The sequence below is a fragment of the Actinacidiphila acididurans genome (genome assembly GCF_016918855.1).
GTDB lineage: Bacteria > Actinomycetota > Actinomycetes > Streptomycetales > Streptomycetaceae > Actinacidiphila > Actinacidiphila acididurans.
On the sequence record NZ_JADKYB010000004.1, the window covers coordinates 39,404 to 54,913 of the forward strand.

Genomic DNA, 15,510 nt, shown 5'->3' on the forward strand with positions numbered 1-15,510 from the left:
CACCGAGCAGCCGTTCGGACCGCCGTACGAACCGCCGTACGGGCAGCCGTACGACATGGGGGCGCTGCCGCCGATCCCGGCGCACGGGACCGGCTGGGTACCGGGAGAGGGGAGCGAGACCTTGGCGTCGTTCGTGAGCACGCCGCCGCGCGGCACCCCGCCGGCTGCGGCCGGGCACCCGGGGGACGAGGACTCCACGGGGTTGCGCATCCCGATGCCCGTGCAGACCGGTCCGGAGGCGGACCGGCTGCGCTACGTGGGGGCCGCCACCCGGCGGATCGCCCGCGGCCTCGACCTGGACGAGATCCTGCTGGGCCTGTGCCGCTCGGCGGTGCCGGCCTTCGCCGACGCGATCCTGGTGTATCTGCGCGACCCGCTGCCGGTGGGCGACGAACGGCCGTCGGGCCCGCTGCGGTTGCGGCTGCGCCGCGCGGACGGCGGGCTTGACGGGCCGTCGGACCCGCCCGAGGACGCGCCGGTGGGCGTCGGCCCGGTACTGCCCGCGCTGGAGGCCGGATACGGCGCCGAGAGCATCGCTGTGCTGCTGGACGGGCCGCTGGCGGAGGTGCTGCGCGGGGTGCGGCCGGTGTTCGCGGACTCCCCGCGCGCCGCCGACGCGATCGCGGAACTGCTGGGCCGTTCGGAGACCCCGCTGCCGACCGGGCGGCGCGCGCTGCTGGCGCCGCTGCGCGGCCGGAGGCGGGTGATCGGCGCCGCCGTGCTGCTGCGCCGCACCGACCGCCCGGCGTTCGAGACCGACGACCTGCTGGTGGCCGCCCAGCTCGCCACGCACACCGCGCTCGGGGTGGACAAGGCGGTGCTGTACGGGCGCGAGGCGTACATCGCCGACGCCCTCCAGCGCGAGATGCTGCCCGACTCGCTGCCGCAGCCCACCGGCGTGCAGTTGGCCAGCCGCTACCTGCCGGCCGCCGAGTCGGCGCGGGTCGGCGGCGACTGGTACGACGCGATCCCGCTGCCCGGCAGCCGGGTGGCGCTGGTGGTCGGCGACGTGATGGGCCACTCCATGACGTCGGCGGCGATCATGGGCCAGCTGCGCACCACCGTGCAGACCCTGGCGGGCCTGGACCTGGCGCCGCAGGAAGTGCTCTACCACCTGGACGAGCAGGCCCAGCGGCTCGGCCAGGACCGGATGGCGACCTGCGTGTACGCGGTCTACGACCCGATCGCGCACCGCCTGGTGGTGGCCAACGCCGGTCATCCGCCGCCGGTGCTGCTGCACGCCGACGGTCTCGCGGAGGTGCTGCGGGTGCCGCCGGGCGCGCCGATCGGCGTGGGCGGGGTGCCGTTCGAGGCGGTGGAGCTGCCGGCGCCGGCCGGGGCGACCCTGCTGCTGTACACCGACGGCCTGGTGGAATCGCGCAGCCGCGACGTGTGGGGCGGCATCGAGTTGCTGCGGGAGCGGCTGCACGACGCGGCCGGCGTGGTCTCCCCGCCGCCGCTGGAGCCGCTGTGCGACGAGGTGCTGGAGATCCTCGGCCCCGGCGACCGGGACGACGACATCGCGCTGCTGGCCGCCCGGTTCGACGGGATCGCGCCGAGCGACGTCGCGTACTGGTTCCTGGAGCCGCAGGCGCAGACCGCCGGCCGGGCCCGCCGCCTGGTCCGGCAGGCGCTGCGCCGCTGGGACCTGGAGGACCAGCTCGACGCGGCCGAACTGCTGGTCAGCGAGATCGTCACCAACGCGGTGCGGTACGCCGAGCGGCCCATCACCCTGCGGCTGCTGCGCACCGACGTGCTGCGCTGCGAGGTCGGTGACGACGCGCCCCTGCTGCCCCGGATGCGCCATGCGGCGCCCGAGGAGGAGGGCGGCCGCGGGCTGTATCTGGTCAACCGCATGGCTCAGCGCTGGGGCGCCACCCGGCTGGGCGCGGGCAAGGTCGTCTGGTTCGAGCTGCCGCTGTAATCGACCGGAATCGTTTCCCGGGACGGCCCGCACACGGTGTGTGCGGGCCGTCCCGTGTCACCACCCGGGTGGGCGAGGGCGGGGGCGCAGGCGGGTGGTTCCGCGGATGCCGGGCCGTGAGTCCGGTGCGAGTGTGGGTAGCAGCCATCCCGACGCGACATCGCAACGTGCCCGGCGCACCGCCGGACGGGAGGACCCACCCGATGAGCACACCGAACTTCCAGCACACCACGAACAACGCCGGAATCCCCGTGGAGAGCGACGAGCACTCGCTGACCGTGGGCCCGGACGGCCCGATCCTGCTCCAGGACCACTATCTGATCGAGAAGATGGCCCAGTTCAACCGGGAGCGGGTCCCCGAGCGGGTGGTGCACGCCAAGGGCAGCGGCGCGTACGGCCGCTTCGAGGTGACCAACGACGTCAGCGACTTCACCAAGGCCGACATGTTCCAGCCCGGTCGCAGCACCCGGATGCTGGCCCGCTTCTCCACCGTGGCCGGCGAGCAGGGCAGCCCGGACACCTGGCGCGACCCGCGCGGCTTCGCGCTGAAGTTCTACACCGAGCACGGCAACTACGACCTGGTCGGCAACAACACCCCGGTCTTCTTCGTGCGGGACACCATCAAGTTCCAGGACTTCATCCGCAGCCAGAAGCGCCGCCCGGACAACGGCCTGCGCGACAACGACATGCAGTGGGACTTCTGGACCCTCTCCCCCGAGTCGGCCCACCAGGTCACCTGGCTGATGGGCGACCGCGGGATCCCCCGCACGTACCGGAACATGAACGGCTACGGCTCGCACACGTACATGTGGATCAACGGCGCCGGCACCAGGTTCTGGGTGAAGTACCACTTCAAGACCGACCAGGGCATCGACTACCTGACCCAGGAACAGGCCGACGAGACGGCCGGGCAGAACCCGGACGCGCACCGGCAGGACCTGTGGCAGGCGATCGACCGCGGCGACCACCCGTCGTGGACGCTGTGGGTGCAGATCATGCCGTTCGAGGACGCGGCGGACTACCGGTTCAACCCGTTCGACCTGACCAAGGTGTGGCCGCACGGCGACTACCCGCTGATCGAGGTCGGCCGGATGACGCTGGACACCAACCCCGAGGACTACTTCGTCCACATCGAGCAGGCCGCGTTCGAGCCGGCCAACATGGTGCCCGGCATCGGCCCGTCGCCGGACAAGATGCTGCTGGGGCGGCTGTTCTCGTACCCGGACACGCACCGCTACCGGATCGGCCCCAACTACGCCCAGCTCCCGCCGAACCGCCCGCACGTGCCGGTGCACTCCTACGCCAAGGACGGCCCGATGCGGTACGAGCCGAACCGGGTGGGGGCGCCGTACGCGCCGAACTCCTACGGCGGCCCGGCCGCCTCTCCGCAGGCCTACGGGGACATCACCGGCTGGCAGACCGCCGGTGAGATGGTCCGCGAGGCGTACACCATGCACCGCGAGGACGACGACTTCGGCCAGCCGGGCACGATGGTGCGCGAGGTGCTGGACGACGCGGCCCGCGACCGGCTGGTCTCCAACGTGGCCGGGCACCTCATGCAGGGCGTGAGCACGCCGGTGCTGGAGCGGGCGCTGGAGTACTGGCGGCTGATCGACGCCAAGATCGGCGACCGGATCGCCGAGGCCGTCTCGCCCCGCTGAGCGGAACCGGGCCGCCGCGCCCGGCCCGACAGGCGCAGCCCCGGGGCACGTGAGGTTGTCCCGTCCCCCGGGGCTGCATGTCCGGCCCCGGGAGGACCTGTGCGGGGTGCTGTGCGGGTTCGCGGGCACTCCCCGCTGCGCGTATACACGCGGTGTATACCCATGGTGTAGTGTCCTCGGCATGTCAATCGGCCACACCCTGCTCGGACTTCTGGAGTCCGGGCCGCGCCACGGTTACGACCTCAAGCGCGCCTTCGACGAACGCTTCGGACACGACCGGCCGCTCGCCTACGGCCAGGTCTACGCCACGATGGCCAGGCTGCTGAAGAACGGCCTGGTCGAGGTGGAGGGCATCGAGCCCGGCGGCGGCCCGGAACGCAAGCGGTACGCCATCACCGAGGCCGGCGTCACCGACGTCGAGAGCTGGCTCGCGCAGGCGGAGAAGCCCGAGCCGTATCTCCAGACCACCCTTTACACCAAGGTGGTACTCGCCCTGCTCACCGGCCGTTCGGCGGCCGAGCTGCTGGACACCCAGCGCGCCGAACACCTGCGGCTGATGCGCGAGCTGACCCGGCGCAAGGCCGGTGGCGACTTGGCCGACCAACTCATCTGCGACCACGCGCTGTTCCACCTGGAGGCGGACCTGCGCTGGCTGGAACTGACCGCGGCCCGGCTGGACGAGCTCGCCGCGGAGGTGACCGCGTGAACGAGGCCACCGACACCGACCTGCTGGTCGGCACCGGCGTGCGCAAGACGTACGGCCACACCGCCGCCCTCGACGGCGCGAACCTGCGCATACGGCCCGGCGAAGTGGTGGCCGTGATGGGCCCGTCCGGCTCGGGGAAGTCCACCCTCCTGCACTGCCTGGCCGGGATCGTCCCGGTCGACGGCGGCCAGGTCCGCTACCGCGGCCGGGACCTGGCGGCGATGTCCGACGCCGAACGCAGCGCCCTGCGCCGCACCGAGTTCGGCTTCGTCTTCCAGTTCGGCCGCCTGGTGCCGGAACTGACCTGCCTGGAGAACGTGGCGATACCCCTGCGGCTGGCCGGCACCCGCCGCCGCGCCGCCGAGGCCGAGGCCGCCGCGTGGCTGGACCGCCTGGAGGTCGCCGACGTGGCCGGCCAGCGCCCCGGCGACATCTCCGGCGGCCAGGGCCAGCGTGTCGCCGTGGCCCGCGCGCTGGTCGGCGGCCCCCGGGTGATCTTCGCCGACGAACCGACCGGCGCCCTGGACTCCCTGAACGGCGAGCGCGTGATGCGCCTGCTGACCGACGCGGCCCGCGACACCGGCGCCGCGGTCGTCCTGGTCACCCACGAGGCCCGGGTCGCCGCCTACTCCGACCGGGAAATCGTCGTGCGGGACGGGAAGACGCGCGACATGGCGAACGCGTCATGAGGGCGGAACACGAGCCCGGGGGCGGCTCGGGGGGTGGCCGCGGGGGGTACGGGGGCCGTGGCGGTCACGACGACAGCGGCGATCGCGCGGGACACGGCGGACACGCGGGCCGCGGCGGCCAGAGCGACCCCGGCGTCCACGGCGGTCACACCCGCGAGGCCGCCCGGCCGTCAACCGGGGTGCGGGCCTGGGGCCGGGACCTGTCGCTGGGGGCGCGGTTCGCGGCCGGGGGCGGGCGCGAGGGCTGGATCCGGACGGTCCTCACGGCCGTCGGGGTCGGGCTCGGCGTCGCGCTGCTGCTGCTGGCCGCGGCGGTTCCGGCCATGCTGAACACCCGGCAGGATCGGGAGGAGGCCCGCGACGTCTTCCTCGGCGCGCCTGTGACCGCGGCCACCAGCCGTACGCTGCTGGCCGCCGACGGCTCCACCACGTACCACGGCAAGGACATCGCGGGGGTGCTGCTGCTCGCCGAGGGGGCGCAGGCCCCGCACCCGCCGGGCACCCGGGCGGTGCCCGCGCCCGGGCAGATGGTGGTCTCCCCCGCGCTGAAGAAGCTGCTGGCGGCCTCGCCGCTGCTGCGGGCCCGCCTGCCGTACAGGATCACCGGCACCATCTTGCACGCCGGGCTGGCGGGCCCGGCCGAGCTGTACTACTACGCGGGCAGCGACCAGTTGGTGGCCCGCGACGCCCATGGCCGGGGCAACGCCCAGCGGGTGGACGCCTTCCGGAACACGAACGGCCCGGAGATGCTGGGCCCCACCTTCCAGCTGCTGCTGGTGACCATGCTGGTCGTCCTGCTGCTGCCGGTCGCGGTGTTCATCGGCACCGCGGTACGCCTGGGCGGCGAGCGGCGCGACGCCCGGCTGGCCGCACTGCGGCTGGTCGGCGCCGACATCGCGGCGACCCGGCGCATCGCGGCCGGCGAGGCGCTGGCCGGGGCGCTGGGCGGCCTGCTGCTCGGCGCGCTGTTCTTCCTGGCCGGCCGTCAGCTCGCGGCGCACGTCACCATCCACGGCATCTCCGCCTATCCCGCCGACATCCGGCCCGGCGCCGCGCTGACCGTGCTGGTGGTGCTGGCGGTGCCGGCCGCCGCGGTGGCGGTGACCATGCTGACCCTGCGCGGCACGGTGGTCGAACCGCTCGGCGTGGTACGGCAGAGCGCCGTACGCCGCCGCGCCCTGTGGTGGCGGCTGACGGTCCCGGCGCTCGGCCTGCTGCTGCTGGCCCCGCTGTTCGGCACGGTCGGCACCTCGGGAAGCGGCCCGGGAAACGTGAGCACCTACCAGATCGCGGCCGGCACGGTGCTGCTGCTGTGCGGGGTGACCGCGCTGCTCCCGTGGCTGGTGGAGACCGTGGTGGGCCGGCTGCGCGGCGGCCCGGTCGCCTGGCAGCTCGCCACCCGCAGGCTCCAGCTGAGCAGCAACGCCTCGGCCCGCCTGGTCAGCGGCGTCACCGTCGCGGTGGCCGGGGCGATCGCCCTGCAGATGCTGTTCGCCGGGGTGGGCGACGACTTCGTCCACGACACCGGCGCCGACCCCGCCCGCGCCCAGACGATGGTCTCGGCCGACATCGCCGACGGCGGCCGGGCACGAACCGTCACCGAGGCAGTCGCGCACACCACCGGGGTCACCCGGTCGTACGGCTGGATCACCGCCGACGCCACCGGGGCGGACGCCCGGCGCTCCCCCGAGAACGCCCTCTACGTGCCGCTCGCGGTCGCCGACTGCTCGATCCTGACCCAGCTGGCCACCATCGGCTCCTGCGCTCCCGGCGGCGTCTACGCCGTCCCGATGCCCGGGGGCGAGGGGCCGGCCATGCCCTCCTACGCCCGGGCGGGCACGCGGCTCGACCTCAACCTGCCGGAGGGCGACACGTACACCGGCCAACCCCGGCCGTGGACCGTCCCGGCCGGCGTCCGCCCGGCGACCACCCGCGCCGACTTCTTCGGCAACCGCTTCCGGGGCCTGCTCGTCACCCCGCAGGCGATCGACGTCCGCGCCCTGACCGAGCCGACCGTCCAGGTCGCGGTCCGCCTCGCCCCGGGCAGGCCCGACGCCGTCGAGTACCTGCGCAACACCGCCGCGCGCCTGGGCGTCGGCACCCGGGTGGCGCCCATCAGCATCACGGTCACCAAGCGCAGCTACGTCCAGTTGCGCAGCGGCCTGTTCGCCGGCGCGGCACTGGTGATGGCCCTCATCGGGGCGAGCCTCCTGGTCACCATGCTGGAGCAGTTGCGGGACCGCAGGAAACTGCTGGCCGTCCTGGTGGCCTTCGGCACGAAGCGGACGGTCCTCGCCTGGTCCGTGCTCTGGCAGACCGCGCTTCCCGTGTTCCTCGGCCTCGTCCTCGCCTGCGCCGGCGGCCTCGGCCTCGGCGGCGCGCTTCTCGCCCTCGCCGGACGCCCCTTCCACGTGGACTGGGGCAGCGTCCTCGGCATGTCGGCGATCGGCTCCGCCGTGGTTCTCGGGGTGACCTTGCTCAGCCTTCCGCCTCTGTGGAGGTTGATGCGGGCGGACGGTTTGCGGACGGAGTAGCTCTTCCCTTGCTACCGACCCGGAGGGGCAGTTGCTGCCGTCTCCGGGTCGTCGGTCGTGGTCGGTTGCTCGCGCTCACGCGGCGCCAGCCGCACATCAGACTCAGCCTCGCGCCCCTGGGGTGCCGGCTCCGCCGGCGGTTCGACCGCTTGGGCACCGTAGATCTCCTCGGCAGCCCTCGCGGCGGCGAGTTGCTTGGAGTAGGCCCGCAGGTAGGAGACGACCGTGTTGCCGACGGCCACCAGGGGGACGGCGGTCACCGCGCCGCCGATGCCCGCGACGAGCGAACCCGCGGCGACGGAGAGGACGACCGCGAGGGGGTGGACACGGACCGCGCGGCCGAGGATGAAGGGCTGGAGGATGTGGCCCTCGATCTGCTGGACCGCGAGGACGACGCCGAGGACCATGAGGGCGCTGACCGGGCCCTCGGTGACCAGGGCGACGACGACCGCTATGGCACCGGAGGTCACCGCGCCGACGAGGGGCACGAAGGAGCACAGGAAGATCAGGACGGCGAGCGGCACCGCCATGGGGACGCCGAGGAAGAAGATGCCGATGCCGATGCAGATGGCGTCGATGAGGGCGACCAGGACCGTGCCGCGCACGTAGTGGGTGAGGGTGTTCCAGGCGCGGGGGCCTGCGCCGCCCAGCCCCTCGCGGGCGTTCTCGGGGAACAGCCGCAGCACCCAGTTCCAGATGTTGGGGCCGTCGTAGAGCAGGAACAGCGTGCTGAACATCGTCAGCAGCATGCCGGTGATGAAGTCGACGAGGAAGGTGACGCCCTGCAGCCCGGCGTCGGTGAGCTGCTTGGTGTTGTGACTCAGCGCGTTGCTGAGGTTGTTGGCGACCTGGTTGATCTGGTCCTCGGTCACGTGGAAGGGGCTGTTGAGCAGCCACTTCTTGCCCTCGGCGATACCGTCCTGGAGGCTGCTGGACAGGTTGTCGACGTTGTCCATGACCTGCCAGACAACGAACCAGCCGACCAGGCCGATGATGACGAAGCCGCTGATGCAGACGATCGCGGTGGCCAGCCCGGCCGGAACCCCGGACCGTTTGAGCCGGGCCACGAACGGCTGGAGCAGGGCGGTGATGAGCAGCGCGGCGGCGAAGGACAGGACCACCAGCCGGATCGCGCCGATCACCCGCATCAGCACCCAGACGGTGCCGGCCAGGATCAGCAGCCGCCAGCCGATCTCGGCGGCGACGCGCATGCTCCACGGGACCACGGACACCGGGTCGGTGACCGGTCCGGTGCGCTGGGCGGGCAGCGAGACCCTGGGCGGGGCGGTGAACGGGCCGGCGTCGACCGGGGCCTCGGCGGCCGGGTCGGCGGCGGCGTTGTCCTTGGTGCGAGCGTTGTCCTTGGCGCGCGGGGAGTCCGGAGTTGCTGGTGCCGGAACGGGCTCGGCGGTCGCCTCCGGTACGGGTACCGGTGCGGCGACCGCCGATGCGGCTGCGGATGGTGCCGGGTCGAGGTGCGGCTCGCGCTCCTCGGCGTCCCGCGCGGTGATCCTGGCGTGCCGTTCCTCCAGCCGTCCGGCCAGATTGGCCAGTCCGGCGGCGAGCGCGGCGCTCCAGTGACGCTTGTCCGGCATTCCCCGCTCCCCTGTCCCCTTCGGCCGCCTGTGGCACTGCTGTGAGAGACGACGTTACCCGGGGCGAGGGTTGCTCAGGCCGAGGGCAGGGCACCCGGCCTGTGGATCGGCCTAGTAGTAGTGGTTGGCCTGCCAGAACGACCAGGCGCCGCAGGGGCTGCCGTACCGGCTGTTCATGTAGTTCAGGCCCCACTTTATCTGGGTGGCCGGATTGGTGCGCCAGTCGGCCCCGACCGAGGACATCTTGGAGCCGGGCAGTGCCTGGACCAGTCCGTAGGCGCCGGAAGCCGCGTTGGTGGCCGTGTAGTTCCAGCCGCTCTCGCGCGTCACGATGTTGGAGAAGCAGGTGAACTGGCCGGAGCCGACGATCTGCTGGGCCATCGCCTGGACCTGCGAGATGCTGTAGGACGCCTGGACGGCGAAGCTGGCCGACGGGTCGCCGGTGCTGGCGGCCAGTGCCTTGGCCTTCGCCTCCGCGGCGGCCTTGGCAGCCGCCTCGTCCGCCGCCTTCTTCTTGGCAGCGGCGTCCTTGGCTGCCTGCATACGGGCGGCCTGCTCGGCATTCTGCCGGGCCGTCGCGTCAGCGGCGTCGGACTGAGCCTGTACCTGCTCGGTCAGCGATGCCTGCTGAACCTGCTGTCCCTCGGGGATTTCCGCGAGGAGGGTGGTCGTGCCGGCCGCTTCGACGGGCTCGCTCGTGCCGCCCTTTTCCGCACCCGACGCGACGCCTACGACGGCGCCCACAGTGGTGACCGCGGTGGCCGAAGCCACTGCGAGTCCCCGGACCGAGATCCGGCTCACACGGTTTCCTTCCGGAAGCGCCCGCTCGGTGACCGCACGGACGCAATCGTGCCCCTGGCACTGACCCCAAGGACCGGTCCGCCGTACGGGCCGGTCGGTCACGGGGGTACTGGCCCGGTGCGAAGTCCCTCGCGGGGTCCGCGTGATGCTCGGGCGGCTCATGGCGTCGCTGTGTACTTGTGTGGTGAAGCCGAACCCGGGTCCACAAGGGACACGGGAGTGCCATGAGCGGGGCCTGACAGCCCCACACCCTGCCGTACGCAGACGCGTCGCGGCAATTTCCGGTTGAGTGGCAAAGTTCACATGCTGCGGACGAAGGCAAATACCTGCGACCCGGAGCCGGAAACGCTAAGCTGCTGCGCCCTCTTGGCAGGACGCAGCAGCTTTTCGGCGTTTTTCCGGGTACTCAAATCATACGAGGAGGGGGCAGACTACCCAACAGTCACCCCGCGGCGGGCCCTCGTTCAGCCCACACCGTCCTCCAGCATCTCCGTGACGAGCGCGGCGATCGGGGACCGCTCGGAACGGGTGAGCGTCACGTGGGCGAACAGCGGATGGCCTTTCAGCTTCTCGACCACCGCGACCACTCCGTCGTACCGCCCCACCCGCAGGTTGTCGCGCTGGGCCACGTCGTGGGTGAGCACCACCCGGGAGCCGGCGCCGATGCGGGACAGCACGGTCAGCAGGACGTTGCGCTCCAGCGACTGGGCCTCGTCGACGATCACGAAGGCGTCGTGCAGCGAACGGCCGCGGATGTGGGTCAGCGGCAGCACCTCGAGCATGCCGCGGGCCACCACTTCCTCGATGACCTCCTTGGTGGTCACCGCGGACAGCGTGTCGAAGACGGCCTGCGCCCACGGGCTCATCTTCTCCGCCTCGGTGCCCGGCAGGTAGCCGAGTTCCTGGCCGCCGACCGCGTACAGCGGCCGGAAGACCATCACCTTGCGGTGCTGGCGGCGCTCCAGGACGGCCTCCAGGCCCGCGCACAGCGCGAGCGCGGACTTGCCCGTGCCCGCGCGGCCGCCCATGGAGACGATGCCGACGTCCGGGTCGAGCAACAGGTCCAGGGCGACGCGCTGTTCGGCGCTGCGGCCGTGGATGCCGAACGCCTCGCGGTCGCCGCGCACCAGCCGCACCCGGCCGTCGGCGGTGACCCGGCCCAGCGCCTTGCCGCGCTCGGACTGGAGCACCAGGCCGGTGTGCACCGGGAGTTCGCGGGCCTCGGGCAGGTCCACCACGTCCTCGGCGAACAGCGTGTCCACGTCCTCGGCGGAGACCAGCAGGTCCGCCATGCCCGTCCAGCCCGAGGTGATGGCCAGTTCCGCCCGGTACTCCTCGGCGAGCAGGCCGACCGAGGACGCCTTCACCCGCAGCGGCAGGTCCTTGGATACGACCGTGACGTCGTACCCCTCGGCCTGCAGGTTCCTGGCGACGGCCAGGATCCGCGAGTCGTTGTCGCCGAGCCGGAAGCCCGCCGGCAGCAGGGCCGGGTCCGAGTGGTTGAGTTCCACCCGGAGCGTGCCGCCGAGGTCCCCGAGCGGGATGGGCGCGTCGAGCCGGCCGTGCCGGATCCGGAGCTCGTCGAGCAGCCGGAGGGCCTGGCGGGCGAAGTAGCCCAGTTCGGGGTGGTGGCGCTTGGCCTCCAACTCCGTGACCACGACGACCGGGAGCACGACCTCGTGCTCCTCGAAGCGGGTGACGGCGTTCGGGTCGGCGAGCAGCACGCTGGTGTCGAGTACGTACGTACGCCGGTCGTGATCACGGCGATTTTTGCTGGTCACCACGTGTGGACGAACCCCCTCGGGTGAGGTGAGTCTGCGGGGCCGACAGCCGTGGCCGGCTGCCGGTCTGCCAGTGATATGCCCTGGAAATCCCGCACCCATGCGAATGCATATGACAGTCATCCGACGGTCATCGGGTGCTCACCGACTGCTCACCGCGGTTTCGGTGCGGGCCTGGCCCACCGTAACTCCGCAGGCAGGAAGGTTGCGAGACCTTTTTGTCCGTGCTACCGCGCGGTCACGCGCCGTAACGCCGGTGCCGGGCGGCGTAGTCCCGCAGCGCCCGCAGGAAGTCCACCTTGCGGAAGGCGGGCCAGAAGACCTCGCAGAAGTAGTACTCGGAGTGCGCGCTCTGCCAGAGCATGAACCCGGACAGCCGCTGCTCGCCGGAGGTGCGGATCACCAGATCCGGGTCGGGCTGGCCGCGGGTGTAGAGGTGCTCGGCGATGTGCTCGACGTCCAGGATCTCGGCCAGGTCCTCGATCGAGGTGCCGCGGCCGGCGTGCTCGTGCAGCAGCGACCGCACGGCGTCGGCGATCTCCTGCCGGCCGCCGTAGCCGACCGCCACGTTGACCAGGATGCCGGTGACGCCGACGGTGGCCTGCTCGGCCTCCTTGAGCACCCGCTGGGTCTGGCCGGGCAGCATGTCCATGGTGCCCACGTGGTGCACCCGCCAGCGGCCGGTCGCGGCCAGCTCGGTGACCGCGTCCTCGATGATGCCCAGCAGCGGGACGAGTTCCTCGGCCGGCCGGTCCAGGTTGTCGGTGGACAGCAGCCACAGGGTGACGACCTCGACGCCGGTCTCCTCGCACCAGCCCAGCATCTCGGCGATCTTGTCGGCCCCGGCCCGGTGGCCCTGCACGGTGGTGCCGCCGGCCGCCTTGGCCCAGCGCCGGTTGCCGTCGAGGATCACGCCGATGTGCTTGGGGGCCCGGTCCACGTCGAGTCTGCGTTCCACCCTGCGGGAGTACAGCCCGTACACCAGGTCGCGCAGATTCATCGCCTACCAGCCCCTCCTCGGCTCGGCGCCCGGCGGCCACACTACTGCGGAATCGGCCGCATGGACGAACCGGGAGAACGGGGGGCGGCGGCGGCCGGTCCGTAACCGGTTCAAGCGCGCGTGATAAGCAAGGTCTGTGAACATCCGTACCCTTTACCGCGCCTCCGACGAGCGCTACGACTCGATGGAGTACCGCCGCACCGGCCGCTCCGGCCTCAAGCTCCCGGCCGTCTCGCTCGGTCTGTGGCACAACTTCGGCGACGACCGCACCCTGGACTCGCAGCGGGCCATCCTGCGCCGCGCGTTCGACCTCGGCGTCACGCACTTCGACCTGGCCAACAACTACGGCCCGCCGTACGGCGCCGCGGAGGCCAACTTCGGCACGCTCTTCGCCCAGGATTTCCGGGCATATCGGGATGAACTGGTCATCTCCACCAAGGCCGGGTACGACATGTGGCCGGGCCCGTACGGCGAATGGGGCTCCCGCAAGTACCTGCTGGCCAGCCTCGACCAGTCGCTGTCCCGGATGGGCCTGGACTACGTCGACATCTTCTACTCGCACCGCTTCGACCCGGAGACGCCGCTGGAGGAGACCATGGGCGCGCTCGCGTCCGCGGTCCAGCAGGGCAAGGCGCTCTACGTCGGCATCTCCTCCTACGGGCCGGACCGCACCCGCGAGGCCGCGCGCATCCTGCGCGAGATGGGGGTGCCCGCGCTCATCCACCAGCCCTCGTACTCCATGATCAACCGGTGGATCGAGGACGAGGGTCTGCTCGACGTCCTGGCCGAGGAGGGCATGGGCTGCATCGGCTTCGTGCCGCTGGCCCAGGGCCTGCTGACGGACCGCTACCTCAACGGTGTCCCGTCCGACTCGCGGGCCGCGCAGGGCAAGTCCCTGGACCCGGCCCTGGTCAACGACGAGACGATCGCCCGGCTGCGCGCCCTCAACGAGGTCGCCCGCTCGCGCGGCCAGTCCCTGGCGCAGCTCGCCCTGTCCTGGGTGCTGCGCGATCAGCGCGTGACCTCCGCGCTGATCGGGGCTTCCTCGGTGGCCCAGCTCGAGGCGAACGTCGCCGCGGTGGGGGCCGCGCCGCTCACGGAGGAGGAGCTGGCGGAGATCGATCGTCACGCCGTTGAGCCCGAAGGGGTCAACCTCTGGTCGGTCAGTAGCGAGGCCTGATTCCGGGTCGGGGCCGGGAGGGCGGGACTCCGCGGTTGGGGGTCCGTTCCTTCCGGCCTCGGCTTTTGTCCTCAATCGCCGGACGGGCTTGATTTTGTGCGGCTCGGGTGACTTGCGGATTCCGCTCGGGCCGTTCGTCCCCTTGCGCTCAAACGCCGCGCGGGCTTGATTTGGTGCGGCCTTGCGGGTCAGGTACGCGCCGCGTGGAGGAGAGCCGTGAGGGCGCCGAGGAGGAGGAAGGGGCCGAAGGGGTAGGGGGTGGTGCGGGTGGAGCGGCCGGTGAGAAGGAGGGCGAGGCCGGCCAGAGCGCCGAGGGCGAGGGCGGCGAAGGTGCCGAGAAAGGCGGCGGGCCAGCCGTACCAACCAAGGGCGAGGCCGAGGGTGGGGGCGAGCTTGACGTCGCCCAGGCCGAGGCCGGCCGGGTTGAAGAGGTGCAGGACCAGGTAGAAGGCGCCGGTGGCCAGGGCGACCAGGAGGGCGCGGGGCCAGGAGCCGTGGTGGGCCGGGAGAAGGGCGGCCAGGCCCAGAAGGGCGGCGGTGCCGACCAGGGCGGGCAGCGTGAGGACGTCGGGCAGGCGGAATTCGACCAGGTCGACCCGGGCGAGAACGATGCCGACGGGGACCAGCAGCAGCCAGACCGCCAGCTCGGGGTGCGGGCCCACCTCGTACGCGAGCGCGCCCGACGCCAGGGCGGCGGCGAGCGCGGTGGCCCGGGTGGGGGCGTACCAGGCGTCGTACGCGGGGGGTGCCTGCGTGCACGCCGGGCAGCGCGAGGGGCCGAGCCAGCCCCGTATCGGATGACCGGCCGGGCACGCCGCGGCCCACGGCTCCTCCGGGGGAACGGCCAGCCGGTAGGCGGCCCGCGGCACCAGGAGCAGCCCCGCCGCGAAACCCCATACGGCGGCGCCCGCGATCAGATAGACATGCACCGGCCGACCGTACACGCGGATCGTGGCCGAAGAGCAGGACCGGCGGCGGTCGGGGCTTGCCCGTGGAATCCGGCTCCCCCGGGCGGCGCGGGACGGGCGGGACGGGCAGGCACCGTCCGGGGAGGGCAGGGCGTATGGGCCGCCGCCGGTCGGGTCCCGCCTCTGGGGTCGGGCGTTCCTTCGGGCGCTACGGGCCGGACGGGATGTGGCAGGCACGATCGGGAGGGCAGGGCGTATGGGCCGGCGCCGGTCGGGTCCCGCCTCTGGAGTCGGGCGTTCCTTCGGGCGCTACGGGCCGGACGGGACGTGGCAGGCACGATCGGGAGGGCAGGGCGTATGGGCCGGCGGTGGCGGGACGGGGACGGGACGCTGCGGGCGCCGCGGGCGGAGGTGCCGCTGCGGGTCGCGGCGTCCTATCGGGCCCGTACGCGGGGGCTTTTGGGGCGCGACGGCTTCACCGGCGCCCTGCTGCTCACCCCTGCCTCCAGCGTGCACACCATCGGGATGCGCTTCCCGATCGACGTCGCCTACCTCGACCGGCGGCTGCGGGTCCTGGCCGTCCGCACGATGCCGCCCGGCCGGATCGGCCGCCCGCGCCTGCGCGCCCGGCATGTCCTCGAAGCGGAGGCGGGCGCTCTCGCGGGGTGGGGCGTCGCCAAGGGGGTCCGCCTGGAGGCGGTCCTGACGATGGGTGGGCCGGAGGGGTAGCC

Annotated in this window: 12 protein-coding genes; 7 read left to right on the top strand and 5 right to left on the bottom strand. The window is 72.6% G+C overall.

Annotated features, from left to right (window positions below):
• Positions 1-55: 55 nt before the first annotated feature.
• The 5 genes from ITX44_RS07935 to ITX44_RS07955 all read left to right on the top strand — a co-directional run bounded on the left by ITX44_RS07935 (position 56) and on the right by ITX44_RS07955 (position 7,514).
• Complete coding sequence (locus tag ITX44_RS07935) at positions 56-1,924, top strand: ATP-binding SpoIIE family protein phosphatase (protein ID WP_205356754.1); 1,869 nt, start codon at positions 56-58, stop codon at positions 1,922-1,924.
• A 203-nt stretch (positions 1,925-2,127) separates the two neighbouring features.
• Entirely contained in the window at positions 2,128-3,585 is a 1,458-nt protein-coding gene (locus ITX44_RS07940; protein WP_205356358.1) for a catalase, read from the top strand.
• A 181-nt stretch (positions 3,586-3,766) separates the two neighbouring features.
• Positions 3,767-4,291, top strand: coding sequence for a PadR family transcriptional regulator (locus tag ITX44_RS07945; RefSeq protein WP_205356359.1), 525 nt, complete (start codon positions 3,767-3,769; stop codon positions 4,289-4,291).
• The gene (locus tag ITX44_RS07950) at positions 4,288-4,980 is read left to right on the top strand and encodes an ABC transporter ATP-binding protein (RefSeq protein WP_205356360.1); all 693 of its coding nucleotides are present in this window, start codon (positions 4,288-4,290) and stop codon (positions 4,978-4,980) included. The genes ITX44_RS07945 and ITX44_RS07950 overlap by 4 nt, the downstream gene beginning before the upstream one ends.
• Positions 4,977-7,514, top strand: coding sequence for an ABC transporter permease (locus tag ITX44_RS07955; protein WP_236060261.1), 2,538 nt, complete (start codon positions 4,977-4,979; stop codon positions 7,512-7,514). Before ITX44_RS07950 ends, ITX44_RS07955 begins: the two co-directional genes overlap by 4 nt.
• 11 nt (positions 7,515-7,525) lie before the next feature.
• Here ITX44_RS07955 and ITX44_RS07960 read toward each other — a convergent pair whose 3' ends face one another.
• The 4 genes from ITX44_RS07960 to ITX44_RS07975 form a co-directional block, all read right to left on the bottom strand.
• Positions 7,526-9,109, bottom strand: a complete 1,584-nt coding sequence (locus ITX44_RS07960) for an AI-2E family transporter (protein ID WP_205356361.1) — start codon at positions 9,107-9,109, stop codon at positions 7,526-7,528.
• Between the two features lie 111 nt (positions 9,110-9,220).
• Positions 9,221-9,910: an aggregation-promoting factor C-terminal-like domain-containing protein gene (locus ITX44_RS07965; protein ID WP_307795159.1), complete on the bottom strand. Its 690-nt coding sequence runs from the start codon at positions 9,908-9,910 to the stop codon at positions 9,221-9,223.
• Positions 9,911-10,374: 464 nt separating this feature from the next.
• A complete protein-coding gene (phoH2, locus tag ITX44_RS07970; RefSeq protein WP_205356363.1) occupies positions 10,375-11,694 on the bottom strand; it encodes an RNA 5'-3' helicase PhoH2 in 1,320 nt (439 codons plus the stop codon).
• Between the two features lie 235 nt (positions 11,695-11,929).
• Complete coding sequence (locus ITX44_RS07975; protein WP_205356364.1) at positions 11,930-12,691, bottom strand: isoprenyl transferase; 762 nt, start codon at positions 12,689-12,691, stop codon at positions 11,930-11,932.
• Positions 12,692-12,827: 136 nt separating this feature from the next.
• Here ITX44_RS07975 and mgrA point away from each other — a divergent pair, with 136 nt between their 5' ends.
• Positions 12,828-13,871: an L-glyceraldehyde 3-phosphate reductase gene (gene mgrA, locus ITX44_RS07980; protein ID WP_205356365.1), complete on the top strand. Its 1,044-nt coding sequence runs from the start codon at positions 12,828-12,830 to the stop codon at positions 13,869-13,871.
• A 188-nt stretch (positions 13,872-14,059) separates the two neighbouring features.
• Here the strand turns inward: mgrA and ITX44_RS07985 are convergent, their stop codons facing one another.
• Positions 14,060-14,800, bottom strand: a complete 741-nt coding sequence (locus ITX44_RS07985) for a prepilin peptidase (protein ID WP_205356366.1) — start codon at positions 14,798-14,800, stop codon at positions 14,060-14,062.
• 336 nt (positions 14,801-15,136) lie between these two features.
• Between ITX44_RS07985 and ITX44_RS07990 the strand changes: the two genes are divergently transcribed.
• Positions 15,137-15,508 (top strand): DUF192 domain-containing protein, encoded by a 372-nt coding sequence (locus tag ITX44_RS07990; RefSeq protein ID WP_205356367.1) that lies wholly within the window; start codon positions 15,137-15,139, stop codon positions 15,506-15,508.
• The last annotated feature ends 2 nt before the right edge of the window (positions 15,509-15,510 follow it).

What these genes read in the sequence shown, in the direction of transcription:
- ITX44_RS07935 (WP_205356754.1), top strand. Translation starts at nt 56, where the DNA reads ATGGGGGCGCTGCCGCCGATCCCGGCGCACGGGACCGGCTGGGTACCG.
- ITX44_RS07940 (WP_205356358.1), top strand. Translation starts at nt 2,128, where the DNA reads ATGAGCACACCGAACTTCCAGCACACCACGAACAACGCCGGAATCCCC.
- ITX44_RS07945 (WP_205356359.1), top strand. Translation starts at nt 3,767, where the DNA reads ATGTCAATCGGCCACACCCTGCTCGGACTTCTGGAGTCCGGGCCGCGC.
- ITX44_RS07955 (WP_236060261.1), top strand. Translation starts at nt 4,977, where the DNA reads ATGAGGGCGGAACACGAGCCCGGGGGCGGCTCGGGGGGTGGCCGCGGG.
- ITX44_RS07960 (WP_205356361.1), bottom strand. Translation starts at nt 9,109, where the DNA reads ATGCCGGACAAGCGTCACTGGAGCGCCGCGCTCGCCGCCGGACTGGCC.
- ITX44_RS07975 (WP_205356364.1), bottom strand. Translation starts at nt 12,691, where the DNA reads ATGAATCTGCGCGACCTGGTGTACGGGCTGTACTCCCGCAGGGTGGAA.
- ITX44_RS07990 (WP_205356367.1), top strand. Translation starts at nt 15,137, where the DNA reads ATGGGCCGGCGGTGGCGGGACGGGGACGGGACGCTGCGGGCGCCGCGG.